Raw genomic sequence first — 26,839 nt, forward strand, 5'->3', positions numbered from 1 at the left:
CTGGCTTAATCGCTGGCCAGCCAGTGCTGACCTGCCTCCACGCCGGCCTCCACCGCCGCGATCAAGTCCCCCAGGGCGGGCAGACTATGCGCCTGCAGACCCCGCAATCGCTGTAATGCTGCACTGAAGGCCAGCGCACCGAGGCTGCCTTTCAGGCTATGCAGCGCCTCCGCCAGCGCGGCTGAATCGCGCTGATCCAAGCAGGCCACCAACGCGCTGCGGCGCGCCGGCCATTCCGCCGCAAACAAGCTCAGCAAGCTGGCCAGCAACTTACGGTTGCCCCCGCAGCCAGCCAGCGCCTGCTCAGGATCGAAATCCACCGCCGCCTCCTCGGTCGAAGCCACTGCATCTGGCGCCGCCAGCGGCAAGCCGGCTAGCAGTGCACGCAGGCGTTCGGGGGAGATCGGTTTGGGCAGGAAGTCATCCATGCCAGCGGCCAGGCAACGTGCGCGGTCCTCGGGCAGCACATTGGCGGTCATGGCGATGATCGGAACACGTCGTGCAGCCGGCAGCGCACGAATCGCCCGGCTGGCAGCCAGGCCATCGATGCGCGGCATCTGCATATCCATCAGCACCAGGTCGAAGTCCTGCTCGGCAAACAGGCCGATCGCCTCGCCACCATCCTGCGCTAAGGTCACAGCGTGCCCATCGCGCGCCAGCAGGGCCAGCGCCAGCTGTTGATTGAGCGGATTATCTTCCGCCAGCAGGATGCGCAGAGGCCGCAGCGCAGCCGGCGGCGCAACTACCTGCGCGGCTGGCATCTCGGCCAGATTCATAGGGATGCGCAGCTGGAAAACGCTGCCTTGCTGAAGCGTGCTCTGCACGCTTAACTCGCCACCCATCGCATACACCAGGCGACGCGAAATGGTCAGTCCCAGGCCACTACCGCCATAGCGGCGATTGATGGCGTCATCAGCCTGGGCAAAGGCCTCGAAGATCGATTCGAGCTTGGCTGGGGCAATCCCGATGCCGGTATCGCGCACCGCCATCTCCACCCAGACCCGCCCCTCGCTGAGCGGGCGCGCAGCCAGGCTCAGGCTCACCTCGCCCCGCTCGGTGAACTTGATCGCGTTCCCGAGCAGATTGACCAACACCTGGCGGACCCGCCCGGCATCGCCGCTCAAGCACGTGGGCAGGCCATCCTCGACCTCCAGGCGCAGGTCCAAACCCTTCTCCGTGGCCGTCAGACGCAGCAAAGCCACCGTGCGCTGCGCCAGGGCCAGCAAGTCGAACGGCGCCTGATTCAGACTGAGCTTGCCCGCCTCGATGCGCGAGAAATCCAAGATGTCACCGACCAGCTCGGCCAGCCCTTCGGACGAGAAGCGCACCACATCCAGCCACTCACGCTGGCGCGGCTGCAGCTCGGTCTCCTGCAACAGGCCACTCATGCCCAGAATCGCGTTCAGCGGCGTGCGTATCTCGTGGCTCATATTGGCCAGAAACTGGCTCTTGGCACGGCTGGCCGCCTCGGCTTGCTCCTTGGCCTCGGTCAGCTGGCGCTCAATCAGACGACGGAAGGACAAGTCGTGCCAGACGCCGAACAGCAGGCTGCGCTCATCCACCGTCACCGGCGAAAGATTGACCTCAACCAGCAGCTCGGTGCCATCGGCGCGGCGGAATAGCCATTCGAAGCGCTGCCAACCCGCGCGCAGGGCCGCTTGCCCGAATTCGGCGGCCCGCTCGAGCGAGGCATGACCATCCGGTTGCAGCAGCGGGTAGAAATCGGCCGGATCGGCATCCAGTAGCTGCTGGCGCCCGGCCAACCGTAGCGCTTGCGCGGCAGCGCGATTGCCATCCACGACCCGGCCGGTCTGCGGGTCATACAGCAGCATGGGATTGGCCGATTGTTCGAACAATACGCGGAACTTCTGCTCGGACAGTACGCGCTGCGACACATCCTGCGCGGTCAGCAGCATGGCCGGGGCGCCGCTGACCGGGTCGAGCACCCGGTGCAGGCTATACGCATACCAGCGCGGTTTGGGGCGCGCAGCCAGCAGGCGCTCGCCCTGCTCCACCCCCTGCTCCAACGCCGCCTGCCAGACCGACTGTGCCTCCCAGGCCTGCTCGAACAGACTGGCAAAGCTGCCGACCGCCTGCTGGGCGAGCTGTGGAAACGCGCGCAGCGCTGCGGGGTTCTGCATCAGCACCAGACCATCCAGGCTGAACATCACCACGGCCAGCGAGAAATGCAGCACCGCCTCCACACCCCGCAAGGCGGCCGGCTCGATCGGTGTCGTCAGGGCTTGGCCCTGCGCGCATATCCCCATGCCACCAGCGGGCAAGCGGATCAGGCAAGCTTCGAGCTGCAGGGGCAGTCGCCCCGGCCAACGCAAGGCCGCCCTGCCCTGCTCGGCCAGCTCGGCCCTTAGCTGGGCAAAGGCTGCCGAAGGGAAGGCGGCGTCTGCACCCAGATCACGTTGAGCAAGTGCGACCGAGTCTGTCGCCTGCCAATAGGCACAGGCGGCCGGATTCGCCCACAGAATGTGTCGACCATCCTCGCTGAACACCCACACCGGGCAGTTCAGCCAGCGGTAGTGGGCCAGCACGTCCCACGCCAAAGGCGACATCCGCATCCTCCTCCGCCATGCCCGGCGCCATGTTAGTTGGAGCGTTTGCCGGGTTTGGCCTTCGTCGGCTTAGGTGCAGACAGCTTGTCCGCCCCAGACTCAGGGCTCAGCAACTTGGCCGGTGCCTTCCTGCGCTTAGCCGGTGCCGCGGTCTTTTCCGCCGCTGGCTTGGCCTTGGTCTTGGTTTTCGGCGTATCGAGCTGGGCCAACACCACATCCAGCGGGCTGCTTTGCGGCTTGGGCGACAACAGGGCCGCCACCTGCGCGGGGCGTTTGGCCAGGCGTGGCGAGTCGGGCTGATGATCGGGCTCGGCCGCAGCCACCGATGCAGCCTGCTTCACCCTGGCCTTGGGCGCGGACTTAGCGGGCGCTGCCGGCGCAGGTGCGTCTGCAATAGGCGCATCGGCCTTGCTGCGTCGCGCACCGCGCGCTGGCTTGCTGGCAGGCATATCCGCAGGCAGCGTCTTGGCGGGTAAGGGTGCGGGTGCTGCAGCCGGGGCTGGCGCCACGGTCTTGTTGGCGCCAGCCCGGCCAGCGCGCGTTGCCTTGCTGGCAGCCTGCTCGGCCGGCGCTTGCGCCAGCGCGAAGTCGATCTTGCTGGTTTCCAGATCGACGCGTGCCACCCGGATGCGGATGCGGTCGGTCAGCCCATAGACCTGGCCGCCATGCTCGCCGCGCAGCACATGCTTGGCCTCGTCATAGTGGAAATAGTCCTTACCCAGTTCGGAGATATGCAGCAGCCCTTCCACGAACAGGCCGTCGAGCAACACAAATACCCCGAAACTGGTCACCGCCGAGATCACGCCCTCATACACCTCGCCGATGCGATCGCGCATGAAGTAGCACTTGAGCCAGTTCTGCACATCGCGGGTCGCCTCGTCGGCGCGCCGCTCGGTGCTCGAGCAATGCGCGCCGATTTCTTCCCACTTGCCTGGCGCATAGGTCTGGCCTTTCAGCACCGCCTTAATCGAGCGATGCACGAGCAGGTCCGGATAGCGCCGTATCGGCGAGGTGAAATGCGCATACGCATCGTAAGCAAGGCCAAAGTGGCCGAGTTGCTCGGGGCTATACACCGCCTGCTGCATGGAACGCAGCAGCATGGTCTGCATCAGGTCCACATCCGGACGGGTTTTCACCTGCTCCATCAGCGCGGCATAATCGCTGGCCTGCGGCTCGTCGCCCCCACCCAGGCTCAGACCATGCTCGCCCAAGAAGCGACGCAGATTCTCCAGCTTGCGTTCGCTCGGCCCCTCATGCACGCGGTAGAGCGAGGCATGTTTGTGCTCGGCCAGGAAGTTGGCCGCGCAGACATTGGCCGCCAGCATGCATTCTTCGATCAGGCGGTGCGCATCGTTACGCTGCACCGGCTCGATACGCTCGATCTTGCCCTGCTCGTTGAAGATCATCTGCGTTTCGGTGGTCGCGAAATCGATCGCCCCACGCTGGCTACGCGCCTTGAGCATGGCTTGAAACAGGCCATACAGATTCTGCAGATGCGGTAGCAGGGCCTTGCGGCGCTGGGCCGCCTCGCCCTTGGGCTCAGCCAGGATCTGCGCCACTTCAGTGTAAGTAAAGCGCGCCTTGGACAGCATGACCGCCGGGTAGAAGCGGTACTGCTTGACCTGGCCTTTGGCGTCGATTTGCATATCGCACACCATGCAGCAGCGCTCGACATCGGGGTTCAGCGAGCAAATCCCATTGGATAGCTGCTCCGGCAGCATGGGAATCACGCGGCGTGGGAAGTACACCGAATTGCCGCGCTCGTAGCCGGTCTCATCGAGCGCGTCCTTGGGGCGCACATAGTGGCTGACGTCGGCAATCGCCACTACCAGCCGCCAGCCGCGTCCCTGCTTTTCGGCATACACGGCATCGTCGAAGTCGCGCGCGGTCTCGCCATCTATCGTCACCAGCGGCATATCGCGCAGATCTTCGCGCTTGAGCCCCTCCGGGGTCTGCCAGTCCTTCTTCAACACCTTCTGCGGGGTCTTCTTGGCCTGGGCCTCGGCTTCGGCCGAAAATTCGTGCGGCAAATCATGCTTGCGCAGCGCGATCTCGATCTCCATGCCCGGGTCAGCATAATTCCCGAGCACTTCAACAATGCGCCCAACCGCCTGCGAATACTTGCTCGGCTGACTCAATAACTCCACGGTCACGATCTGGCCTGGCTCGGCCGGCAGGCTGCCCTCCGGGGCAAGCAGGATTTCCTGGGTGATGCGGCGATCCTCGGCCAGCACGAAGCGCGCACCGCGCTCCTCCTTCAAGCGACCCACCACGCGGCTATTCACGTGTTCGAGCACCTCGACAATCTTGCCTTCGCGCCGCCCACGTCTGTCCACACCGATCTCGCGCACCATGACCCGATCGCGATGCAGCACCTTGTGCATTTCGCGCGGGCCGACGAAGAGATCGGGGCTTCCGTCATCCGGCACCACGAAACCGAAACCATCCGGATGACCTACCACCCGCCCCTTGATCAGATCGAGCTTCTCGGCAATGCAGATTGCCCCCTTGCGATTGATCACCACCTCACCTTCACGCGCCATCGCATTGATGCGGCGCGAGAAGAATTCCGACTCCTCGGGCTGGATGGCAAACATCGCCACCAGCTCCTCCGGCATCATCGGCGCGCCATGCTCGGCAAGAATTTGCAGCAGATAGCCGCGGCTCGGCATGGGCTGCGCATAACGCGCAAGCTCTTGTTCATAAAAAGGATCTGCCTGGCGCAGCTTGAGCGCGGCGCGCGGCAATTTGCTGGAGGAAGTGTTTTTCTTCGATTTGGTATTTGACACGGCGATTTGCCTCTCTATAATGCGCATCTCTCTCGACGCGCTACTGCAAAGCAGCGATGTTCGAAGCCCAGGTGGCGGAATTGGTAGACGCACTAGGTTCAGGTCCTAGCGCTCGCAAGGGCGTGGAAGTTCGAGTCTTCTCTTGGGCACCAGTATTAATCAACAAAGCCGATGCGCAAGCGTCGGCTTTGTTGTTTTCAGCGCCAGCACTGCTCTGTGCATGCAGCATCGGAGCGCTAACAGCAGCGCGCTGAGCGGTACGCAAGGCAGGCTGCGCAAAATTCTTCAGCCAAAAGCTTGACAGCAGTTTTCGATCCCCTATAATGCGCACCTCTCGACGCGCTGAACACAATGCAGCAAGTCTTGAAGCCCAGGTGGCGGAATTGGTAGACGCACTAGGTTCAGGTCCTAGCGCTCGCAAGGGCGTGGAAGTTCGAGTCTTCTCTTGGGCACCAATACTCAATAAAGCCGATACAAAAGTATCGGCTTTATTGTTTTGTGCGTTCGAAACGTATCGCGCCACCACACCCGACTGGCTGACTGACAGGCTGCCTGCGGCAGCAAGCAGGCGCTCGCTGCCACACAGGCAGGCCATAAGCGCCCGCATGCGACTCAGCGCCCCTCTCCCGCACAGATTGCCGTATAAGCCGCTACCGTAGCGGCTAGGCCCGCGTAGAGCGCCTCGCCGATCAAGGCATGGCCTATCGACACCTCGGCCACGGCAGGCACCTGGACAAGAAAAGCGCCCAAATTGGCCTGATTCAGATCATGGCCGGCATTGACCGACAAGCCCACCGCTTGCGCACGTCGCGCCGCCTGCGCGCACAGCGCCAGCTGCCGCGCGGCATCGCCACGCTCAAACGCTTCCGCATACGGACCGGTGTAGAGCTCGATCCGGTCTGCGCCGATCTCAGCTGCCAGTTCAATATCCGGCGAATCCGCATCCATAAACAGGCTGACCCGGCAACCCACCTCATGCAACTCGGCAATCAGCGGGCGCAGGCGCTCAGCATCCCGGCGCAGATCAAAGCCATGGTCAGAGGTGATCTGGCCATCACTATCGGGCACCAAGGTAGCCTGAGCCGGCTTGGCCGCCGCACACAGCGCCAGCAAGCCCGGATAAGCATCGCGCGGCGGTGCGAAGGGATTGCCTTCGATATTGAGCTCGGCAGGCGAGCCCGCCAGCAACTGCGCCAGATCGAGCACATCCTGAGGGCGGATATGGCGCTGATCGGGGCGCGGATGAACGGTGATCCCGCCGCAACCGGCCGCCAGGCAGGTTTGCGCTGCGGCCAGCACACTGGGCATATCGCCACCACGCGAATTGCGCAGCACGGCGATCTTGTTAACGTTAACGGACAATACGGTCATTGCGGCATTTCTCGATGACAGCGGCAGGCAATCCCGCCCGCCCCATGTGACAACGCCCGGCACGGGCCGGGCGTTCCTGATGCTTAGTGATTGAACGGGTGCCGCAGCACAATCGTTTCCTCACGATCCGGGCCGGTCGAAATGATATCGATCGGTGCGCCAGTCACTTCCTCGATACGCTTCAGGTAGTTGCGCGCATTCAGCGGCAGATCCTCAAAGCGCTTCACACCGAAGGTCGATTCGCTCCAACCCGGCAGCTCTTCGTACACCGGCGCGCAACCCGACAGCTCCTCGGCACCTACCGGCAGGATGTCTACGATCTCACCATTGATGCGGTAGCCGGTACACAGCTTGATCACATCAATGCCGTCCATCACATCCATCTTGGTCACGCACAGGCCGGACACGCCGTTGATCTGGATCGAGCGCTTCAGAGCAGCCGCATCGAACCAGCCGCAGCGACGCGGACGACCAGTCACCGAACCGAATTCATTGCCGCGCTTGGCCAGACCTGCACCCACATCATCGAACAGCTCGGTGGGGAAAGGACCGGAACCCACGCGGGTGGTGTAGGCCTTCACAATGCCCAGCACATAATTGAGCATCTGCGGCGCCACACCTGCACCGGGCGCAGCCGCACCGGCCGAGCAGTTGCTGGAGGTCACATAGGGGTAGGTGCCGTGGTCGATATCCAGCAGCGTGCCCTGCGCCCCCTCGAACAGCAGCGGCTTATTGCCCTGGTTCATATCGTGCAGCGTGCGCGATACATCGCCCACCATGGGCTTGATGCGCTCCGCCAGACGCAACGTTTCTTCCAGCGTCTGCTGGAAATCCACGGTCGCGGTCTTGAAATATTCCTTAAGCAGGAAGTTGTAGTAAGCGAGGTTTTCACCCAGCTTGGCTGCCAGGCGCTCAGGGAAGAACAGGTCCTGCACGCGAATCGCACGACGTGCCACCTTGTCTTCATAGGCCGGGCCAATACCACGACCGGTCGTGCCGATCTTCTTATCGCCCTTGGCCGCTTCGCGGGCCTGATCGAGCGCCACGTGATACGGCAGGATCAGCGGGCAGGCCTCGGAAATCATCAGGCGGCTTTCCACATCTACACCCGCCGCCTTCAGCTCATCAATTTCCTTGAGCAGCGCTTCCGGCGAGATCACCACGCCATTGCCGATAAAGCAGGCCTTGCCAGCATGCATGATGCCAGACGGAATCAGGCGCAGCACGGTCTTCTTGCCACCGATCACCAGGGTATGGCCAGCGTTGTGACCGCCTTGGAAACGCACCACACCCTCGGCGTGATCCATCATCCAGTCAACGATCTTACCCTTGCCTTCATCACCCCATTGGGTGCCAATCACCACGACGTTACGGCTCATGGATATTCCTTCATTACAGATCAAATCAAATTCGCGCCAGCGGCGCGGCCTGCAGGCCCGAAATCGGCCTACCGGTCAGGGAAACAGTCCTGGCCCATCCTGGCACCACGACCGCCGGTTTTCCTTGGCATTGCCATGCAATGCACTACAGCATAGACAGTCAAGCCGCTCAGAGCGCACGCACCTGCCACTGGCCATCCACCAGCACCAGCTCACGGTTGGCATGCAGTTCTTCCGGGTCCACCACCTCGCCCAGACGCACCACCACCGTTTCACCCGCTGCACGCAACTGGCGGATCGCATCGGCCAGTTGCAGATCGAAAGTGGACGGCGCCAGAATCGCCGCGCGCGCGGCTGCCGGCGGCAGGCGCCAGGCCAGCTCTTTCAAATCGAGACTGAAGCCGGTGGCCGGACGGGGACGACCAAACTGCTCGCCGACATGGTCGTAGCGCCCACCGCGCGCCACCGCATTCGGCCAGCCCTCCGCATAGGCGGCAAATACAAGGCCGGTGTGGTAGTAGCCCGAACGCAGCTCGGCCAGATCAAAATTCGGGGTAATGTCGCGTGCTGCCAGGGCCACGCTCAGCTCGCGCAGCTCGCGCAGCGCTGACTGCACACCAGGCAGCGCGGGCAGGCTGCGCTCGGCCTGCTCAAGCACCTGCAGATCGCCATACAGATTCGGCAGGGCCAGCAAGCCGGCTTTCAGATCGGCCGGCACATCGGCCAGCAGCGCAGCCAGCGTGGCGGCATCCTTTTGCTGGATGGTACGGAACACCGCTTCACGCGCACCACCTTGCAAGCCTGCCGCATCAGCCAGCGCCAGGAACAGCCCGATATGACCGATATCCAGATGCACATGGGCAATACCTGCCAGCTTCAGGCACTCGCCCATCAACTCGACGATTTCCACATCGGCCGCCACACCGGCATAGCCGTAGATTTCAGCCCCCAGCTGCAGCGGCTCGCGTGCAGCCATGATGCCGTCGGGCAGCGTATGCACGACCGGCCCGGCATAGCACAGACGTGCCACGCCCTGACGATTGAGCAGATGCGCATCGATACGGGCAACCTGGGGCGTGATATCGGCGCGCAGGCCAAGCTGACGACCTGACAGCTGATCGGTCAGCTTGAAGGTCTTCAAATCCAGCGCAGCATCGTCACGCGTGAGCAGCGAGTCCACGTACTCGATCAGCGGCGGCTGTACCAGCTCATAGCCAAAACCCGCGATCAGATCGAGCGAAGCGCGCCGCAGCGTCTCGACCCGGCGCGCTTCGGGCGGCAGCAGGTCGGCGATATTTTCAGGAAGAATCCAGTTTCTCATTGGAACAGACGCTCAAAAGACCAGCAGCAAAAGCAGACCAGCCAGTAGGGAGACAAAACCGACGAAGCGGAGCTGGCCGTCTTCCAGCGCGGCCAGGCGCTCGAAGGTATGGCGCCACAAAGTGGGCGACAAGAACGGCAACAGGCCCTCGGCGATCAGCACGAGGGCCAGGGCGAAACCGAGATTATCCCACAAGCTCGTCACTTCGCTCGCGGGTCCTTCATGTATTTGAAGAAGGCCGAGCTCGGGTCCACCACCATCACATCCGACTTGGACTTGAAGGTCTGCTTATAGGCATCCAGGCTGCGGTAGAAGGCATAGAACTCAGGGTTCTGACCATACGCGGCACCGTAAATGGAGGCTGCACGACCGTCGCCCTCACCCTTAAGCTGCTGGGCCTTGTTATACGCCTCAGCCAGGATCACCTCGCGCTGACGGTCGGCATCGGCACGGATCTTTTCCGCTTCGGCCGAGCCTTCCGAACGCAGCTGGTTGGCCACGGTCTTGCGCTCCGAGATCATGCGGTCGAACACCGCATTGCTGATGTCGTTCGGGAAATCGACGCGCTTAAGACGCACATCGACGATGCGCACACCAATCTTGCGCGCATCAGCGTCGGCAACCTGGCCGACCACTTCCATCACTTCATCACGCTTGCCGGAAATCACATCCTGCACGGTCTGCTTACCGAACTCGGCGCGCAGCACATCATTGACCGTCTTGCGCAGACGCGCTGCGGCGATGCGTTCGCTGCCACCCACGCTCTTGTAGTACTGCTCGACGTCAATGACCTGCCACTTCACATAGCTGTCGACCAATACGTTCTTCTTCTCGATCGTATTGAAGCGCTCCGGGCTTTCGGCATCCATGGTCAGGATACGGCGATCAAAGTAGCGCACTGACTGCAGCAAGGGCACCTTGAAGCGTATGCCAGGCTCCTTGACCACGCGCACCACTTCACCAAGCTGGAAGACCATGGCCGCTTGGCGCTGGTCGACCGTGAACACACTCATGCTGAGCACCATCAGGCCCAGCAGCACAACGGCGAGTGCCGGAATCAATCTATTCATCTTAACGACCCTCCCGTTCGCCACGCAGCGGACTGGTGCGCGGCACGATGGTAACTGGTGCATCGGCAGCCGCAGCCGGCACGCTCTCAACAGCTGGCGCCTGCTGGCTGCTCATCTGCATCAGTTTGTCGAGCGGCAGATATAGCAGATTACCGTTGGACTTCTGGTCCACCAGCACCTTGGTGCTATTGCTCATCACCTGCTGCATCGCATCGATATAGAGGCGATCACGGGTGACTTGCGGTGCCTTCGCATATTCGCTGGCCACCTGCTTGAAGCGCGCTGCATCACCCTCGGCGCGGGAGATCACGCTCTGCTTGTAACCTTCGGCTTCCTGCAGCAGGCGCGCAGCATAACCCTTGGCCTTCGGAATCACATCGTTGGCGTAAGCGATACCTTCATTGGTCTGCTTGACCTTGTCCTGACCGGCCTTCACCGCATCGGCAAAGGCTGCCTGCACGGCTTCCGGCGGCTGCACATCATTGATATTGATGCGGCTCACCCGGATACCGGTGCCGTAGTCGTCAAGCAGGGTCTGGATCAGGCGGGTCGTGTCAGCGGCAATCTGGCCGCGCCCTTCGTTCAGCACGAAATCGACCTTGTTGCGACCGACCACTTCACGGATCGCGGTTTCAGCGGCCTGCTTGACCAGGTCGCGCGCATCGCTATCGGTGGTGGCATTGTTGAACACGAAGTCATAGGCCGACTTCACGTCATACTGTACTTCCAGCTGCATCTCGATGATGTTCTGATCCTGGGTCAGCATCAGTGACTCGTCTTCCACGCGACTCTTGGCATCGCCGCGGAAACCGACTTCCACCGAACGCACCTCGGACAGCTTGACGATCTCGTTCTGCTCGATCGGCCAGGGCATGCGCCAGTGCAGGCCGGAACCCGTGGTTTCCACATAGCGGCCAAAGCGCAGCACGACCGACTCCTCACGTGCATCCACCACGTAGAAGCCGCTCGCCACCCACAGCACAGCAATCACGCCCAAGACGATGGACATGCCACCGATCATGGTGCGTGCATCCGGCGCATTGCCGGGCGAACCGCTGGGTGAGTTGCTCGGACCGCTGGGCTTGCCGCCCAGGAACTGTTTGAGCTTATTGCTGAACTGACGGACGATTTCGTCCAGATCAGGAGGGCCGTCCTTGCCTCGGCGGCCCCATTGCGGGTCTTGCGACATATAGCTTTATTCCGTCGTTGAATAGTCAGGCATTGCTTCGACCAGTACCTGCCGCAATAAATCCAGGCCCAGTCCCGTTTTTGCGCTCATGCGGACGGCGCGAATCCTACCATACTCATCCCGCTCGACTTCAGGCTCGCCGCCCTTCAGGTCGATCTTGTTCCAGATCACGATCTGCGGGATCGCATCGGCGTCGATCTCCTTGAGGACCAGATTCACCGCCTCGATCTGCGCTTCGCGTGTATCGCTCGCACTGTCAACCACATGCAGCAGCAGATCCGCCCGCACCGTTTCCTCCAGCGTGGCACGGAATGCCGCTACCAGGCCATGGGGCAAATCGCGGATGAAACCGACCGTGTCTGACAACACAATAGAATGCTGCGGATCCAGAAAAAGCTTACGACTGGTGGTGTCCAGGGTCGCGAACAGCTGATCGGCCGCATAGGCCTTGGCATGGGTCAGCGCATTGAACAGCGTGGACTTGCCGGCATTGGTATAGCCGACCAGCGAGACCGAGAACTGCTTGCTGCGCTCGCGCGCACGGCGCTGGGTGTCGCGATGGCGCTGCAGATCCTTGAGCTTGGCCTTGAGCTTGATCACCCGCTCATTCAGCATGCGGCGGTCCATTTCCAGCTGGGTTTCACCCGGGCCGCCGCGCGTGCCGGTGGCACCGCGCTGGCGCTCCAGGTGAGTCCAGCCGCGCACCAGACGGGTGGACATATATTGCAGCTGCGCCAGTTCGACCTGCAGCTTGCCCTCATTGGAGCGCGCGCGCTGGCCGAAGATATCCAGAATCAGCCGTACGCGATCGGAAACGCGACATTCGAGCGCGCGCTCCAGATTACGTTCCTGCGCGCCAGCCAGCGCATGGTTGAACAGGACTGTGCTGGCACCGGTGGCCGCCAGGGCGGCGGCGATTTCCTCCACTTTGCCGGAGCCGGCAAACAGCTTGGGATCGGGACGCTGGCGCTTGCCCTGGATGACGGCCAAAGCTTTATAGCCATTGCCTTCCGCCAAGAGCTTGAATTCTTCGATGTTTTCCAGATAGTCCGGCTCGCCAAAATCGAGACAGACCAGGACGGCTTTATCGCCGCCTTGATGGCGTTCAAACACGCTGGGGGTTTACTCCATGGTTGCGACAATGACACCACACTGCAGCCTTACAGCAAACGGGGCACCGAAGTGCCCCGCGCTGGCTTGATCGATCAGGATCAGGCTTCGGCAGCTGGCGCCTGATCCTTGTTCTCGTAAGGAATCGACACGGCGCGGGCCGGCACGACGGTGGAGATGGCGTGCTTATAGACCATCTGGGTCACGGTATTACGCAGCAACACCACGTACTGGTCGAACGACTCGATCTGGCCTTGCAGCTTGATGCCGTTGACCAGATAGATCGAAACCGGCACATGTTCCTTGCGCAGGATGTTCAGAAACGGGTCTTGTAGCATTTGCCCTTTAGCGCTCATTTGTAGTTCTCCACTATGCAATTAAAAAACGACGGAAATCCGCCCAATCTGTTTTCCTGCGCAAACCAATCCGGCTGGTCACTGTGACTTGTAGCAGTTTTTCTGCCAAGCACAACCGGGATCAGCCCGTTTTCTTTCTCACCCGCTTGACGACTTCCTTGCCGGGTTTGTGCTCGCCGCGCATCACACCCTTGCGGTCGGGCTTGAATTCACCCGGCTTGGTGTCATACGGGTTTTCACCCTTCTTGAACTGTACCCGCAGCGGCGTGCCCTGCAGTTTGAACATCTTCAGGAAGGAATGTTCCAGATAACGCCAGTAGCTGGTGGGAATATGTTCGAGCGCCGTGCCATGCACGATCACCACTGGCGGGTTGGTGCCACCCTGGTGCGCATATTTCATCTTCGGACGCACCAAACCAGCGCGTGGCGGCTGCTGCTTCTCGGTGGCCAACTGCAGCGCGCGCGTCAAGCGCGGCGTCGGCAACTTGGCCATGGCGGCCTTGTAAGCGGCATCGATACTGGCAAACAGATCTCCCACGCCCTGCCCTTCCAGCGCCGAGATATAGTGGTAACGGGCAAAGTCGAGGAAGCCAAGCTTGCGCGCGATATCGCGTTTGATCTGATCGCGCGCGTACAAGTCCATGCCCTCCCATTTATTCACCGCCACCACCATGGCGCGCCCCGCCTCCAACGCAAAACCGGCGATATGCGCATCCTGCTCGGCCACGTCCTGACGGGCATCGAGCACCAGCACGACCACATTGGCGTCTTCAATCGCCTGCATGGTCTTCACCACCGAGAACTTCTCGATCGCCTCGTCGATCTTAGCGCGCTTACGCACACCCGCCGTGTCGATCACCGTGTATTTGCGGGCGTTCCGCTCAAAATCAATATAAATCGAGTCGCGCGTGGTGCCGGGCTGGTCGAAAGCAATCACCCGCTCCTCGCCCAGGATGGCATTCACCAGCGTGGACTTGCCCACATTCGGGCGACCAATGATGGCGAACTTCGGGTAATCGAGGTCTTCTTCCTCGACTTCCACCTCGAAGCCGGCCAACAGGTCTTCGATCAGGCTGCGTACACCCTCACCATGGGCACCGGAAATCGGCCAGGGCTCACCCAGGGCCAACTCGAAGAACTCGGCCACCACAAGATTCGACACCATGCCCTCCGCCTTGTTGACGGCCAGGCGTACCGGGCGATCAAGCTGGCGCAGGCGGTTGGCAATCAGCTTGTCCTGCGGCGTCAAGCCGGTGCGGCCGTCCACGATGAACACGACCGCATCGGCCTCATCAATCGCTTGCAGGGTCTGGCGCGCCATCTCATGCAGGATGCCGTCATCGGCCACCGGCTCAAAGCCGCCGGTATCGACCACCAGATAGGGCTTGCTGCCCACCTTGCCGTGACCATAGTGACGATCACGCGTCAGGCCCGGTTGGTCGGCTACCAGCGCGTCACGGCTTTTGGTGAGCCGATTGAACAGCGTGGATTTGCCAACATTGGGACGGCCGACGAGGGCGATGGTGGGTTTCATTCGTTTCCTAACAACATTGCATTACCGGTACAACACAGCGGCCAGCCTGGGTTCACCGCTCGGCAAACCAAGGCTGGCCAGGCAGACCAGGAGATTACTTCAGGGTATAGGCATACAGGCCACCGGCCTGTGTCTGTACCAATAATTTGCCATCGATCAGGCGCGGAGCGACCACGATGGGGCTGCGATCCGCACGCTGACGCGCGACCAGGCGACCATCGGCTGCGGCAAGCACATGCACATAGCCTTCGAAATCGCCCACTGCAATATAGTCACCGCCGAGTGCCGCGGGGCCGCTCACGCGACGACCGTATAGATCGCTGCTCTTCCACAGATTGCGACCACCCGAGCGCTCGAACGCCTGGACGGTACCGACATCATCGGTCACATAGACATGGTTGTCGTCGATGGCCAGACCTGCATAGCTGGAAATATCGCGCGCCCACAGCAAGGAACCATTGCTCACCGCGAAACAGGCCACCCGGCCCTGGTAGGCCACCGCACAGACCTGACCTTTATCGACCACCGGTAGCGAGGTCACATCGGCGATGCGCTCGAGCTCGGTAGCCCCCTTGGGCTGGGCCACCAACGATTCCCACAGCACGCGGCCATCGGCCAGCGACAGCGCCACCAGACGTCCCGCAGCCAGACCGGCATAGACCACGCCATCGGCAATCGTCACGCCCGCATAGCTGCGCAGAATCAGCGCTGGCTGGCTGCGCGAGAACTGCCAGCGCTGTTTGCCGTCTTCGGCATTCAAGCCGGTGATGCGGCCATCCACGGTACGCACGACGACCACACCCTCGGCGATGGCCGGCGGGGCCACCACTTCGCTGGAAACGCGCACCTGCCACTTGGCCTTGCCGCTCACATCCCAGGCGAACAGATCGCCCTTCAGCGAACCGCCTGCCACCACGCCATTGGCTGCGCCGATGCCGCCTGCCAGCGGTTTGTCGCTGCGCACTTCCATCAGCCGACGACCATCTTGCGGATTGAAGGCGGCAATACCTTGCAGACCGGCCATGAATACGCTGCCGCCTGTGACGTCTGGCGCGAAATGGTAGATACCGCCCTCCGAGTAGCTAGCCTGCCATTGCTGGCTGAATGCCACTGTATTGGCGACATCCTTCAGCTCGGTGGGTACCGGGCTATTGTCGGTGCCGGCGCAGGCAGCCAGCGTGGCCAACAGGCTCAGCGCGAGAAGCTGCTTCACTTGGCCGCCTCCAGCGAGGACAGCTTGATCTCGATCAGGTCACGGGCCGGGGCATCCTTCTCCAGCTGTGCCAAGGCCTGCTCGTAAGCCTGACGAGCGCCCTTGGCGTCGCCCTTGATGGCCAGCACATCGCCGCGTGCATCGGCAAACAGGCCGTCAAAGGCGGCGCCCTTAGGCTTGTCCAAGGTCTTCAGCGCGGCATCGAATTGCTTCTGATCGAGTTGCACGGCAGCCAGGCGCAGACGCGCCACGTCGGCCACACCGTCTTCCTTGGCATTCGCGACTACCCACTCCAGGGCGGTACGACTCTTATCCAGGTCCTTCGCGTCGTGCGCGAGCTTGGCAGCCAGCAGCATGGCACGGCTGGTCAGCGCATGGCCCGATTGAGCCTTGGTCATCGCATCGGCTTCAGCACGGGTCTTGGCGGCATCCTTAGCCTGGAAGGCCTTTTCCACATTAGCGTAAGCAGTAGCGGCCGCCTCGGCTTGCGACTTCTGGTAAGCCTTCCAGCCGTACTGGCCCACATAGGCCACCGGCAAGGCAATGGCCAGGGCGATCAGCCACTTGCCCCATTGCGCCCACCATGCCTTGATCTCGGCGATTTGTTCCTGTTCCTGCAAATCAAATGCGGCCATCTGTGCTTACTTCCGTTCGTTAGCGGGTTGATTGGTGCGCGACTGGCGTTGCGCACGGATACGTTTGAGAAGATCGATCATGAACCAGGCCATCAGGCCTAGTCCGGTGACCAGCAGGATCGCGCCATGCAGCGGGTCTGCCAGCCAAGGATGCACCTGGCCACCCTCGCCCACCACGCCCAGCAGACCAAAACCGGCCAGCATGGCGCCGATGATGTCGAGCACGAAGAGCTTGAAGGAAACCTTGAGCTTTTGCTGCGCCATGGGCTCAGTCCATCAAAGCCGCAGCAAGTTCAGCCTGGGCTACGCTGCGCTGCTCGCCACCGTCGCGCAGCGGCTTGATCACCGCGGTACCGGCGCGGGCTTCGTCCTCACCCAGAATCACGGCAAAGCGCGCACCCGAGCCATCCGCCTTCTTCATCTGCGATTTGAAGCTGCCGCCACCGGCATGCACGGCCACCGCCATGCCTGCGTCACGCAGACGTTCGGCCAGAATGGGCGCCTGGGCCTGGGCTTGCTCGCCGGCGTTGACCAGATAGACATCAGGCGCATCACTGGCCTGCACGCCGTATTCCTGCATCAGCAGAAACACCCGCTCCATGCCCATGCCAAAACCGCAGGCCGTGGTCGGCTTGCCACCCAGGGTTTCCACCAAGCTGTCGTAGCGACCACCGGCCGCAATCGTGCCCTGGGCACCCAGCTTGGTGGTCACCCACTCGAACACGCTGCGATTGTAGTAATCGAGACCACGCACCAGGCGGGTATTGAGCGTGTAAGGCACACCGGCCGCATCGAGCAGCGCGCACAGGCCGTCGTAATGCGCGCGTGATTCAGCACCCAGCACATCGAATAACTTGGGCGCCGCTTCGATCATGGCCTGCATGCGCGGATTCTTGCTGTCGAGAATGCGTAGCGGATTGGCATGCAGACGGCGCTTGGCGTCCTCATCCAGCAGCTCGGCATGCTGCTCGAAATAGGCGATCAGGGTCTGGCGGTAGGCCGCGCGCTCGCTGGCGTCACCAATCGTATTGATCTGCAGTTCGACATCGGTAATCCCAAGCGCCTTCCAGAGGCGCGCCAGCATGATCATCAGCTCGGCATCCACATCGGGCCCGTCATAGCCGAAAGCCTCGGCGCCGATCTGGTGGAACTGGCGCTGGCGGCCCTTCTGCACGTTTTCGTGGCGGAACATCGGCCCCATATACCAGAGCCGTTGCGGGCCGTTATAGGTCAGGCTGTGCTCAACCACGGCGCGTACGCAACCAGCCGTCCCTTCCGGACGCAGGGTCAGCTTGTCGCCATTCAGCGCGTCGGTCCAGGAATACATCTCCTTCTCGACGATATCGGTGTGCTCACCCACGCCACGCACATACAGCGCCGTCGGTTCGACAATGGGCAGGTGGATATAGCGATAACCGTACTGGGCCAGCACCTCACTGGCCACGTCTTCCAGATGGCGCCACAGCGCGGTCTGGCCGGGCAGGATGTCGTAGAAACCCTTGATGCTTTGGAACTTGTCAGCCATGGATGCAGGTATCAGATCGTCTTGAGCGGAATGGTCTTGGGTGCGTCCATGCGGCGGCGCAGCTTGCCACCCTCGCTGTAATTGGCGCGCACATAGTCGTAAACAATGGCCTGGAAGGCTTCGGCAATGCCCTCGCCCTTCAGGGTGACGGTCTTCTCACCATCGACGAAGACAGGTGCCACCGGCACTTCACCAGTGCCCGGCAGGGAAATGCCGATATTGGCCAGCTTGGATTCGCCCGGGCCGTTCACCACGCAACCCATCACGGCCACGTTCATGGTTTCCACGCCCGGATAGTCAGCGCGCCAGACTGGCATCTGCTCGCGCAGATAGCGCTGGATCTTCTGCGCCAGCTCCTGGAAGAAGGTCGAGGTGGTACGGCCGCAACCGGGGCAAGCCGTCACCAGCGGGGTGAACGAGCGGATGCCCATGGTCTGCAGGATTTCCTGCGCCACCACCACTTCCTTGGTGCGCGCCTCGCCCGGCTCAGGGGTCAGGCTCACGCGGATGGTGTCGCCGATACCTTCCTGCAAGAGCACCGACAGCGCCGCGGTCGAGGCGACAATGCCCTTGGAGCCCATGCCAGCTTCGGTCAGGCCCAGGTGCAGCGGGTAGTCGCAACGGCTGGCCAGATCGCGGTAGACCTTGATCAGGTCCTGCACGTCCGACACCTTGCAGGAGATCGTAATCGCGTTGCCAGGCAGGCCCAGTGCCTCGGCCTGGGCCGCGCTTTCCAGCGCCGACTGGATCAGCGCCTCGCGCATCAGCGCATCGGCAGGCAGCGGCTCGGCACGCTGGGCATTCTCATCCATCATGCGCGCCATCTTGGCCTGATCCAGGCTGCCCCAGTTCACGCCGATGCGTACCGGCTTGCCGTACTGGATAGCCATCTCGATCATGGCGCCGAACTGCTCGTCGCGCTTGCTGCCTTTGCCCACATTGCCAGGATTGATCCGGTACTTGGCCAATGCAGCCGCGCACTCCGGGTATTGGCTCAGCAGCTTGTGACCGTTGAAGTGGAAGTCGCCCACCAGCGGTACATCGCAACCCATGGCATCCAGGCGGCGACGAATCTCACCCACCTGGGCCGCGGCTTCGGGCGAGTTGACTGTGATGCGCACCAGCTCCGAGCCCGCCTGCCAGAGCTCGAATACCTGCTGGGCGGTACCGGCCGCATCGGCGGTGTCGGTATTGGTCATCGACTGGACCACCACGGGCGCGTCACCGCCAACAGGCACATGGCCAACCATGACCTGACGGGAAATACGACGGGGAAGTTTGCTCATACTCGAATTCAGTTCAATTCCAGATTGGCCACATCGACGCGGATATAGGGCCCCAGATCCGTGGCCTTGCCCTTGTAATACAGCTCGGTCTGGCGGCCATTGCCGATGCGTACCTGGTAAGGCGGCTTGCCGCCGACCACACGCACCTGGCCGGCCGGCAGTAGCTCATTGACCAAACGACGGCCATTGGCATCGGTGATCTGCACCCAGCTTTCCTGCTTGGCCACGACACGAATCTCGCCAGTCGGTGCTGGCACTACAGCCGGCGGTGTGACCTGCGGTGTAGTGGCCGGCGGCAGCGTGGGTGCCGCCGTAGCGGGCGCGGGCGTAGGCTGCGCTGCCGGCAACGCCGGCGTCAGTGCAGCAGCCTGAGCTGGCAATGCAGGCTCAGGCGGCACCGCAGCCGGTGCGGCCTCGATTGCTGGTGCACTGACCACAGGAGCGGATTGGGCGATCGGTGCAGGCGTCTCGAGCACCACGGGCGCCTGGGTTTCCGGCAGGGTCAGGATGGGTTCCTGACGCGACTGCTGGACCAGCCAGTAGGCACCGAAGGCGATCAGCGCCAGTGCCAAACCGCCCAAGACCGCAAGCAGAAAGGACGACTGACCAGGCGAGCCACCCGGACGCAGGGTGGGCAGGGTTTCACTCTGCAGGCGCGGCAGGGCGGCCTGTGGCGCCTCTTGGGGCAGATGGCTTTCCAGGTAGTGCAGCAGGGGCTGTGCATCGATCTGCAAGAGGCGTGCGTAATTACGCACGAAACCACGCACGAAGGTATTGCCGGGCAAGGCATCGTAGCGATCGGTTTCCAGCGCCTCGATCTGGCGGTGCGACAGCTTAAGCTTGGCAGACACTTCGTCCACCGACATGCCCAGTTGCTTGCGCTGCGCCGCCAGGATGGCGCCCGCGCTTGGCGTCTGGGCCAGCATTTCGGAAAGGGAGGGGGTAGGCGCTTGTTCTTGGCTCATCTCGGGCGTCATGCAGGCGCGGTCATCGCGGATGGAGGGAATCAATCGAACTGGCCGGCAGCCAGCAGGCGAGCTTCTTCGCTATCGGGAAAGCGGGTCTTCAATTCCTTGCCGAAGCCCGCCACATTGTCGGTGTTCCCCAGCTTGTTCTCAACCCGCAGGTTCAGCCACAGCTCTTCGGCACCGCCCTGCCCCAGGCGTGCCTGGCGCGAGAGCATATTGCGGGCGGCTTCGAAATCGCCACGCTGATAGGACAGCAGCGCCAGTCCATACAGGGTTTGCGGATTGTCCGGCTGGGCACGGTCGGCCTGGCGCAGGTAAGTTGCAGCCGCCGCGGTATCGCCCGCCTTCAGCGCGCATAAGCCCGCCTGCTGCTGCGATTTTTCCGGGGTGTTGTAGAGCGGGTTCTTCAGCGCAGCCAGGAAATAAGGAATCGACTCCTTGTAGGCCTTGCGCTTATTGCACAGGAACCAGCCGTAATTGTGATTGGCATTCGGTTCGGTCGGGTCGAGCGAGACGGCACGCCGGAAGCTCTTGTCCGCGGTATCGAACTCCTGCAGATCCATATAGACGAGGCCCTGCACATAGTAGGCCGGCGCATAGCTCGAATCGGCCGCCAAGGCCTTGTCCACTTCCTGCAGGGCCACGCCATACTGGCCACGCGCATAGTAGCCCGCGGCAAGCTCGGTGCGCAGACGCGGAACCTGGCTGCTGCGATCGGCGTCATTTTCCGCAGCCAGGGCGGGCAGGCTCAGAACCAGCAGAAGCGGGGCAATCAGGCTGAGTTTCACGGGCTAGTCCCTTGTGATTTGAATGGTTTGCGTGGTCTTGCCTTCCGCAGCCAAGCGCAGTGTGCGCTTGGTCTTGTCCTTCACCTGGCCAGCCAGCTGGCCGCAGGCAGCATCAATATCATCGCCGCGCGTCTTGCGCACCGTCACGATGAAACCCGCTTGTATCAGATGATCGCGGAAGCGACGGATCGCATCCGGCTTGGAGCGACCATAACCTGAATTCGGGAAAGGGTTGAAGGGGATCAGATTGAACTTGCACGGCACATCCTTGACCAGCGCCACCAACTGTTTGGCGTGTTCAAAGCTGTCGTTTACCCCGTCCAGCATCACATACTCGAAGGTAATGAAATCGCGCGGCGCCTTTTCCAAATAACGCTGGCAGGCAGCCATCAATTCCTTGAGTGGATACTTCTTGTTGATCGGCACGATCTCATCACGCAGCGCATCGTTAGGCGCGTGCAGTGATACGGCCAAAGCCACCGGGCAGGCTTCGCGCAGGCGGTCCATCTGCGGCACCAGGCCCGAGGTGGACAGCGTGACGCGGCGCCGGCTCAGGCCGTAAGCATTGTCATCCAGCATCAGGCGCATGGCGGCCACGACATTGTCGAAGTTGGCCAGCGGCTCGCCCATGCCCATCATCACCACATTGGAGACGATGCGATCACCCTTGGGGTCGCGCCCCAGGGCCTTGTTCGCCCACCACAGCTGGCCGATGATTTCCGCCGTACTGAGGTTGCGATTGAAACCTTGTCGTCCCGTCGAGCAGAACGTGCATTCCAGTGCACAGCCAACCTGGCTGGATACGCACAAAGTACCGCGGTCATCCTCGGGGATGAAGACCGCTTCCACACCGTTGCCGGTGCCGACATCCAGCAACCACTTACGGGTGCCGTCATCGGATTTCTGTTCCAGCATCAAGCTGGGCGGGGCGATGACTGCCTCCGCCGCCAGCTTTTCACGCGTTGCCTTGGCAATATCCGTCATCACACCGAAATCCGCCGCACCGAAGTGATGGATCCAGCGCATCAGCTGTTTGGCACGAAACGGCTTCTCGCCACGCTCCGCAAGGAAGGTGGCAAAGCGTTCAGCGTCAAAGTCGAGCAGATTGATAGACATGGCCAAGGCGTTCAATTAAGCAGCGTGAACTTCGGTTCCCGCGAAGAAGTAGGCGATTTCAATCGCGGCATTCTCCAGGCTGTCCGAACCGTGCACAGCGTTGGCATCGATCGAATCAGCGAAGTCGGCGCGGATGGTGCCCTTCTCGGCCTTCTTCGGATCGGTAGCGCCCATCAGGTCGCGGTTGGTCTGCATGGCGTTCTCGCCTTCCAGCACCTGAATCATGACCGGGCCGGAGATCATGAAGTTCACCAGATCATTGAAGAAAGGACGGGCCTTGTGCACAGCGTAGAAGCCTTCAGCCTCAGCGCGCGACAGTTGCTTGAGCTTGGCAGCCACAACCTTCAGGCCAGCGTTTTCAAAGCGGGTGTAGATCTGGCCGATCACGTTCTTGGCAACGGCATCGGGCTTGATAATGGACAGGGTGCGTTCAACAGCCATGGTTACTACTCCAATTATTTCGTAGAGGAAAAAGGGAAAAGCAGATAATTTCGCACCACAAGCCCGGCCCACGAAGGGCTGCGCAGCTTGTCTGCATAAAAATGACCGAATATTCTACCAGCTTTGCCGCCAAGGCGCGCAAAGCACGATCTGTCGGTTCAAGCCTATCCCAAGGGAGCGCGCCCGAAGTGGCGCAGATAATCATATGAGCGCGATCCGCCCCAGCCCGAATCGGGTTCAACCGCCCCCATCTCCCGAAGAAGACGCCGAGCAAAAGGAAATCCGCCAGCGCCTGATGCAGCGCCTGGCGATTGCCGTTTGCCTGATCGTGGTTGCCGCACTCGCGATTACCTTCCTGAATCGCTTTGAGCAAAAGCCCACGGTCAGCGCGGAAGGCCCAGCCATCAACCCTCTACAGGCGGAAACCTCGAGCGAACCCGCGCCGGCCGTCAGCGCCCCGCCAGCCGCCAACACAGAGACCGCCCCCATCATCAGTATTGGCCCCGATCCGGAAACCGGCAGCGCCGGCCCTGAGGCAGCCACTACCCAGCCCAACGCCGAAGAGTCAGTTGCCAGCACACCACCCGCAAACAGCACCAACGCCACCGTCAGCAAACCGAGTGGCGCACAGGTCGAACTCGCCCCCTTCGATCCAGACGGTGGCTCAACCGATATCCCACCCGCCACCATCAAGCAAGACAAGCCAGCAGCCCCAGCCAAGACCAACCCGACAACGTCAAGCAACAAGCCGAACCCACCCGCCAGCAGCCCAGCACGCACCGAGGTAGCCAGCACGCCAAGCGCATCGCCCAGCAATAGCCAGCCCGTCATCGCGCCACCACCGCGCGCCGCACGCGCGCCGGCCACGACGCCCGAGCAGACGATTGTTGCCCTGGCCACTGGCGTACAACCCGCCGGCACACGCGGCTTTACCGTGCAGGCCGGTGTATTCCAGAGCGGCAGCAATGCGGAGAAGTTGATCAGCCGCCTGAGCAGCGCCGGCATTCCCGCCCGCCTGGAGACACGCGTGCAGATTGGCCCGTTCAAAAGCCGCGAAGAAGCCGACCTGATGATGCGCCGGCTGCGTGAAATGGGCGTGACGCCCATACTGCAGGCGCCTGCACCCCAGTAAAGCCACGCATATCGTAAGACCCATGAAAAAGCCGCCCTGAATCAAAGGCGGCTTCTTCATTTTCAGCCTCATTCCAATCTAGCCGGCAGGGGCCAGCCCTGCGGCAGCCAGATCGGCCACCAGCCGCCTTCCGCCTGATAATCGGCCGCCACGGCAATTCCCGCTACGGCCAGCAAGACCTCATCGCGCCACAGCAAGGGCCAATAACTACGCAACCAGGGCGGCACACCCGCCTCCTGCAACAGATCCTTGACCGGCCGGGTAGGCCCACCCCGACGCACCTTCAAGCGCTCACCACCCACACGCGGGCGCACCTGCACACCCGGCCAACAGCCTTCCGCCAAACCACCATTGCGACGCTGCCAACGCAGCTCACCACACCAGTCAGGCGGCAGATCGCCAGGCGCATTCAGCACGCAGCTCTGCACCTGCGGCGGCAGGATCGCCACCCATAAGCGCTCACGATAACGGCGCACCGAGCGCTCGGCCACTCGCAAAAAGGGCATCGCATCATCGCGCGCCTGCAGGACCTGATCGAGCAGCAAATGGAGCTGGCGCTCCTCAAGGCGCAGCGCATGGCGAGCAAGAAACCAGCGCAAGAGGTTGCGCTGGCGAGCTGGCGGCAAAGGACGCAAACGGGCCAGATCAAGACTGAGCGGCGCCACCTCGCCCGCATCCTCCTGCGCCAACTCATCGAGCAGCGTGGCAGCCTCGGCGAAATGCCGGGCAGCCCTGGCGATGGCCGCTGGCGCGGCGGGGAAACGCGCTTGCAAGGCCGGCATCACCGCGTGACGCAGATAGTTGCGATCAAAATCCTGGCGCGCATTGCTCTCGTCTTCCACCCAAGACAAGCCCTGCTGCTGTGCGTAGCACAGCAAGCTGGCGCGTGATTCATCCAGCAGTGGACGCCATATCTGCTTATCCGCAGCCAGCGCGCGCTGCACCGGCATGCCAGCCGCGCCCTGCACCCCGGCACCGCGAGCCAGCCGAAAAAGCACAGTTTCAGCTTGATCGTCCTGATGATGTGCGAGCGCTACCCAGTCGACGGACAGATCGGCATAGGCGCGGTAGCGCGCGGCGCGCGCGTCGGCCTCCAGGCCGGCACCCGAGCGAGCCGATAGATCAGCACGCACACTGGAGAAGGGAATATCGAGCTGGGCCGAGACCTGCGCGCAATGCGCAAGCCAAGCGTCGGCATGGGCACTCAGACCGTGATGAACGTGAAAGGCCTGTAGCGAGAAAGCCTGCTCGGCACGCAGACGGGCGAACAAATGCAGTAGCACACTGGAGTCCAGCCCACCGGAGTAAGCGACCGCCACCCGGGCTGGCGACTGGCAACGTACCAGCGCCAGCTGCCGAAAGCGGTCATACAGCTGATCAGACTCAGACAGCGGCAACTTCCTTGAACTTGCCATAGCTCATCAGGCGCTCGAAACGCGTCTCCAGCAGCGCGTCGATCGGCTTGTCCTGCAGATTCTTCAGTGCGTCCTGCAAGGCTTTGCGCAAGGTCAGCATCATCGCCTGCGGATCGCGATGTGCACCCCCGAGTGGCTCGGCCACCACCTTGTCGACCAGACCCAGGGTCTTCAGGCGGGCAGCCGTAATGCCAAGAGTCTCAGCCGCTTCAGGCGCCTTCTCGGCGCTCTTCCACAAAATGGACGCGCAACCTTCGGGCGAGATCACCGAGTAGGTCGAGTACTGCAACATCTGCACCTGGTCACCCACCGCAATGGCCAGCGCACCGCCCGAGCCACCCTCACCAATAATGGTCACCACCACCGGTACGCGCAGACGGGTCATTTCATACAGATTGCGCCCAATCGCTTCGGACTGGCCGCGCTCTTCCGCGCCGATGCCTGGATAAGCACCGGGCGTATCGACAAAGGTGAAGATGGGCAGACCGAATTTCTCAGCCAGACGCATCAGGCGCAAAGCCTTGCGGTAGCCCTCGGGGCGCGGCATGCCAAAATTGCGCAGAATCTTTTCCTTGGTATCGCGACCCTTCTGATGACCAATCACCACGCAGGACTGGCCATTCAAACGCGCCAGACCACCCACAATGGCCAGATCATCGGCAAAGCCCCGATCACCATGCAATTCCTGAAAGTCAGTGAAGATTTCGCGGATATAGTCGAGCGTGTAGGGCCGCTGAGGATGGCGCGATACCTGGGAGATTTGCCAGGGCGTGAGCTTGGCGTAGATGCCGCGCGTCAGCTCCTGGCTTTTTTTCTGCAGATGGTCGATTTCGACCGAGATATCGACCGCCGAATCATCCTGCACATAGCGCAGTTCTTCGATCTTGCCTTCAAGCTCGGCGATCGGTTGTTCAAAGTCGAGGAATGTAGTTTTCATGCTCGGGCTGGCCGCATTTTGCAATGCGATCGATCTCCGGTAATGCCGGACGTAACGGCGAAAAGTGCGCCATTATGGCGAAATGCCGCCACCCCGCAAGATTGACAGTAGCGCGTTTCGAGCAGCCGTCCGGCACTATTCGTTGGTAAAAACGATCTCCGCACGCACGCCGCTTTTCTGCAGGGCAAGGCGGCTGGCGGCATTCAAGACAATAGGCGACTGGGTATTGGCCTGAATCTTGTTGCCATCGCCGTCGCGCGTCAGGGTCAAAAGTAGGATCACATCCTGCCCGCCCGTATATTGAATCAGTGCACTTTCTGCGTCGCTCAGCGCCAATTGATAGTGCAAGCCAAGCAGATTGGCATCGATCACACTGATTACCACCTCGGGCTCATCCAAGGACTGCATCCACAATACCTTGGGCTCGGCCACGTCTTCATGCAGCAGCTTGAAGCGCTTGCAGTTATCAAAGCCAGGCAGACCATCCGGAAAGGTGATCAAGGAATTTTCTTCGATCTCCAGCACGCCGAAGCGAGGTGTGACGATTTGCATAATGGAACAATCTCCCTTAGTAAGCACTCAAGTCTGCAGGCAATCTAGCCGAAATCAGGCCTATACGGCAATCGCCGCCCTACCCTGCCGATATCTCGCAGCTTTTCAACCAGCCGGGCTAAAGTTTTCAGCCACCATGCCGATA

Annotated in this window: 24 protein-coding genes and 2 tRNA genes; 3 read left to right on the forward strand and 23 right to left on the reverse strand. The window is 61.8% G+C overall.

Annotated elements, in window-relative coordinates:
• Positions 1–5 precede the first annotated feature (5 nt).
• Together BT173_RS03325 and rnr are read right to left on the reverse strand one after the other, a co-directional pair.
• Positions 6–2,567, reverse strand: a complete 2,562-nt coding sequence (locus tag BT173_RS03325; RefSeq protein ID WP_072427199.1) for a response regulator — start codon at positions 2,565–2,567, stop codon at positions 6–8.
• 32 nt (positions 2,568–2,599) lie between these two features.
• Complete coding sequence (gene rnr / locus BT173_RS03330) at positions 2,600–5,356, reverse strand: ribonuclease R (RefSeq protein ID WP_308417551.1); 2,757 nt, start codon at positions 5,354–5,356, stop codon at positions 2,600–2,602.
• Between the two features lie 65 nt (positions 5,357–5,421).
• On the opposite strand from rnr, the gene BT173_RS03335 reads away from it, so the two are divergent.
• Positions 5,422–5,508, forward strand: a tRNA-Leu gene (locus BT173_RS03335).
• 216 nt (positions 5,509–5,724) lie between these two features.
• Positions 5,725–5,811, forward strand: a tRNA-Leu gene (locus BT173_RS03340).
• A 157-nt stretch (positions 5,812–5,968) separates the two neighbouring features.
• Here BT173_RS03340 and BT173_RS03345 read toward each other — a convergent pair.
• The 18 genes from BT173_RS03345 to ndk all read right to left on the reverse strand — a co-directional run bounded on the left by BT173_RS03345 (position 5,969) and on the right by ndk (position 22,658).
• The gene (locus tag BT173_RS03345; protein WP_072427201.1) at positions 5,969–6,727 is read right to left on the reverse strand and encodes a pyridoxine 5'-phosphate synthase; all 759 of its coding nucleotides are present in this window, start codon (positions 6,725–6,727) and stop codon (positions 5,969–5,971) included.
• A gap of 83 nt (positions 6,728–6,810) precedes the next feature.
• Entirely contained in the window at positions 6,811–8,106 is a 1,296-nt protein-coding gene (locus BT173_RS03350; RefSeq protein WP_072427202.1) for an adenylosuccinate synthase, read from the reverse strand.
• Positions 8,107–8,275: 169 nt separating this feature from the next.
• Positions 8,276–9,427, reverse strand: coding sequence for an ATP phosphoribosyltransferase regulatory subunit (locus tag BT173_RS03355; protein ID WP_072427203.1), 1,152 nt, complete (start codon positions 9,425–9,427; stop codon positions 8,276–8,278).
• 12 nt (positions 9,428–9,439) lie between these two features.
• Entirely contained in the window at positions 9,440–9,622 is a 183-nt protein-coding gene (locus BT173_RS03360) for a DUF2065 domain-containing protein (RefSeq protein ID WP_072427204.1), read from the reverse strand.
• Positions 9,623–9,627: 5 nt separating this feature from the next.
• Complete coding sequence (gene hflC, locus BT173_RS03365; RefSeq protein ID WP_072427205.1) at positions 9,628–10,497, reverse strand: protease modulator HflC; 870 nt, start codon at positions 10,495–10,497, stop codon at positions 9,628–9,630.
• Between the two features lies 1 nt (position 10,498).
• Positions 10,499–11,686 carry an FtsH protease activity modulator HflK gene (gene hflK / locus BT173_RS03370; RefSeq protein ID WP_072427206.1) on the reverse strand — a complete coding sequence of 396 codons (1,188 nt, stop codon included), beginning with the start codon at positions 11,684–11,686 and terminating at the stop codon, positions 10,499–10,501.
• A 6-nt stretch (positions 11,687–11,692) separates the two neighbouring features.
• Positions 11,693–12,799, reverse strand: coding sequence for a GTPase HflX (gene hflX, locus BT173_RS03375; protein ID WP_072427207.1), 1,107 nt, complete (start codon positions 12,797–12,799; stop codon positions 11,693–11,695).
• 98 nt (positions 12,800–12,897) lie between these two features.
• On the reverse strand, positions 12,898–13,152 hold the full coding sequence (gene hfq, locus BT173_RS03380) for an RNA chaperone Hfq (protein WP_072427208.1): 255 nt from the start codon (positions 13,150–13,152) through the stop codon (positions 12,898–12,900).
• 121 nt (positions 13,153–13,273) lie between these two features.
• Positions 13,274–14,686, reverse strand: a complete 1,413-nt coding sequence (gene der, locus BT173_RS03385) for a ribosome biogenesis GTPase Der (RefSeq protein WP_072427209.1) — start codon at positions 14,684–14,686, stop codon at positions 13,274–13,276.
• Between the two features lie 94 nt (positions 14,687–14,780).
• Positions 14,781–15,899 carry an outer membrane protein assembly factor BamB gene (gene bamB / locus BT173_RS03390; RefSeq protein ID WP_072427210.1) on the reverse strand — a complete coding sequence of 373 codons (1,119 nt, stop codon included), beginning with the start codon at positions 15,897–15,899 and terminating at the stop codon, positions 14,781–14,783.
• Complete coding sequence (locus BT173_RS03395) at positions 15,896–16,534, reverse strand: YfgM family protein (RefSeq protein ID WP_072427211.1); 639 nt, start codon at positions 16,532–16,534, stop codon at positions 15,896–15,898. Before BT173_RS03395 ends, bamB begins: the two co-directional genes overlap by 4 nt.
• 6 nt (positions 16,535–16,540) lie before the next feature.
• Positions 16,541–16,798 carry a hypothetical protein gene (locus BT173_RS03400; RefSeq protein WP_072427212.1) on the reverse strand — a complete coding sequence of 86 codons (258 nt, stop codon included), beginning with the start codon at positions 16,796–16,798 and terminating at the stop codon, positions 16,541–16,543.
• 4 nt (positions 16,799–16,802) lie between these two features.
• Positions 16,803–18,059: a histidine--tRNA ligase gene (hisS, locus tag BT173_RS03405; RefSeq protein ID WP_072427213.1), complete on the reverse strand. Its 1,257-nt coding sequence runs from the start codon at positions 18,057–18,059 to the stop codon at positions 16,803–16,805.
• Positions 18,060–18,070: 11 nt separating this feature from the next.
• Entirely contained in the window at positions 18,071–19,345 is a 1,275-nt protein-coding gene (ispG, locus tag BT173_RS03410; protein ID WP_072427214.1) for a flavodoxin-dependent (E)-4-hydroxy-3-methylbut-2-enyl-diphosphate synthase, read from the reverse strand.
• 8 nt (positions 19,346–19,353) lie between these two features.
• Positions 19,354–20,310, reverse strand: a complete 957-nt coding sequence (locus BT173_RS03415) for a helix-turn-helix domain-containing protein (protein WP_175545542.1) — start codon at positions 20,308–20,310, stop codon at positions 19,354–19,356.
• A gap of 41 nt (positions 20,311–20,351) precedes the next feature.
• Positions 20,352–21,101 carry a type IV pilus biogenesis/stability protein PilW gene (pilW, locus tag BT173_RS03420; RefSeq protein ID WP_084658112.1) on the reverse strand — a complete coding sequence of 250 codons (750 nt, stop codon included), beginning with the start codon at positions 21,099–21,101 and terminating at the stop codon, positions 20,352–20,354.
• A 3-nt stretch (positions 21,102–21,104) separates the two neighbouring features.
• Positions 21,105–22,217 (reverse strand): dual-specificity RNA methyltransferase RlmN, encoded by a 1,113-nt coding sequence (gene rlmN / locus BT173_RS03425; protein WP_072427216.1) that lies wholly within the window; start codon positions 22,215–22,217, stop codon positions 21,105–21,107.
• Between the two features lie 15 nt (positions 22,218–22,232).
• Positions 22,233–22,658, reverse strand: coding sequence for a nucleoside-diphosphate kinase (gene ndk / locus BT173_RS03430; RefSeq protein ID WP_072427217.1), 426 nt, complete (start codon positions 22,656–22,658; stop codon positions 22,233–22,235).
• Between the two features lie 205 nt (positions 22,659–22,863).
• Here ndk and BT173_RS03435 point away from each other — a divergent pair, with 205 nt between their 5' ends.
• Positions 22,864–23,790, forward strand: a complete 927-nt coding sequence (locus tag BT173_RS03435; RefSeq protein WP_084658114.1) for an SPOR domain-containing protein — start codon at positions 22,864–22,866, stop codon at positions 23,788–23,790.
• Positions 23,791–23,858: 68 nt separating this feature from the next.
• On the opposite strand, the gene tilS is transcribed toward BT173_RS03435, so the two are convergent.
• The 3 genes from tilS to fliW form a co-directional block, all read right to left on the reverse strand.
• Complete coding sequence (tilS, locus tag BT173_RS03440) at positions 23,859–25,205, reverse strand: tRNA lysidine(34) synthetase TilS (RefSeq protein ID WP_072427219.1); 1,347 nt, start codon at positions 25,203–25,205, stop codon at positions 23,859–23,861.
• Complete coding sequence (locus tag BT173_RS03445; RefSeq protein ID WP_072427220.1) at positions 25,174–26,142, reverse strand: acetyl-CoA carboxylase carboxyltransferase subunit alpha; 969 nt, start codon at positions 26,140–26,142, stop codon at positions 25,174–25,176. The genes tilS and BT173_RS03445 overlap by 32 nt, the downstream gene beginning before the upstream one ends.
• A 135-nt stretch (positions 26,143–26,277) precedes the next feature.
• The gene (gene fliW, locus BT173_RS03450) at positions 26,278–26,721 is read right to left on the reverse strand and encodes a flagellar assembly protein FliW (protein ID WP_139256028.1); all 444 of its coding nucleotides are present in this window, start codon (positions 26,719–26,721) and stop codon (positions 26,278–26,280) included.
• Positions 26,722–26,839: the final 118 nt, after the last annotated feature.

This window comes from Chitinimonas taiwanensis DSM 18899 (assembly GCF_900119825.1).
Taxonomy (GTDB): domain Bacteria; phylum Pseudomonadota; class Gammaproteobacteria; order Burkholderiales; family Chitinimonadaceae; genus Chitinimonas; species Chitinimonas taiwanensis.

Coding starts and splice junctions, on each gene's coding strand:
- BT173_RS03325 (WP_072427199.1), bottom strand. CDS start 2,567: ATGTCGCCTTTGGCGTGGGACGTGCTGGCCCACTACCGCTGGCTGAAC.
- BT173_RS03345 (WP_072427201.1), bottom strand. CDS start 6,727: ATGACCGTATTGTCCGTTAACGTTAACAAGATCGCCGTGCTGCGCAAT.
- BT173_RS03350 (WP_072427202.1), bottom strand. CDS start 8,106: ATGAGCCGTAACGTCGTGGTGATTGGCACCCAATGGGGTGATGAAGGC.
- BT173_RS03355 (WP_072427203.1), bottom strand. CDS start 9,427: ATGAGAAACTGGATTCTTCCTGAAAATATCGCCGACCTGCTGCCGCCC.
- hflC (WP_072427205.1), bottom strand. CDS start 10,497: ATGAATAGATTGATTCCGGCACTCGCCGTTGTGCTGCTGGGCCTGATG.
- hflK (WP_072427206.1), bottom strand. CDS start 11,686: ATGTCGCAAGACCCGCAATGGGGCCGCCGAGGCAAGGACGGCCCTCCT.
- hfq (WP_072427208.1), bottom strand. CDS start 13,152: ATGAGCGCTAAAGGGCAAATGCTACAAGACCCGTTTCTGAACATCCTG.
- der (WP_072427209.1), bottom strand. CDS start 14,686: ATGAAACCCACCATCGCCCTCGTCGGCCGTCCCAATGTTGGCAAATCC.
- BT173_RS03395 (WP_072427211.1), bottom strand. CDS start 16,534: ATGGCCGCATTTGATTTGCAGGAACAGGAACAAATCGCCGAGATCAAG.
- BT173_RS03400 (WP_072427212.1), bottom strand. CDS start 16,798: ATGGCGCAGCAAAAGCTCAAGGTTTCCTTCAAGCTCTTCGTGCTCGAC.
- hisS (WP_072427213.1), bottom strand. CDS start 18,059: ATGGCTGACAAGTTCCAAAGCATCAAGGGTTTCTACGACATCCTGCCC.
- ispG (WP_072427214.1), bottom strand. CDS start 19,345: ATGAGCAAACTTCCCCGTCGTATTTCCCGTCAGGTCATGGTTGGCCAT.
- BT173_RS03415 (WP_175545542.1), bottom strand. CDS start 20,310: ATGAGCCAAGAACAAGCGCCTACCCCCTCCCTTTCCGAAATGCTGGCC.
- rlmN (WP_072427216.1), bottom strand. CDS start 22,217: ATGTCTATCAATCTGCTCGACTTTGACGCTGAACGCTTTGCCACCTTC.
- ndk (WP_072427217.1), bottom strand. CDS start 22,658: ATGGCTGTTGAACGCACCCTGTCCATTATCAAGCCCGATGCCGTTGCC.
- BT173_RS03435 (WP_084658114.1), top strand. CDS start 22,864: ATGAGCGCGATCCGCCCCAGCCCGAATCGGGTTCAACCGCCCCCATCT.
- tilS (WP_072427219.1), bottom strand. CDS start 25,205: ATGGCAAGTTCAAGGAAGTTGCCGCTGTCTGAGTCTGATCAGCTGTAT.
- BT173_RS03445 (WP_072427220.1), bottom strand. CDS start 26,142: ATGAAAACTACATTCCTCGACTTTGAACAACCGATCGCCGAGCTTGAA.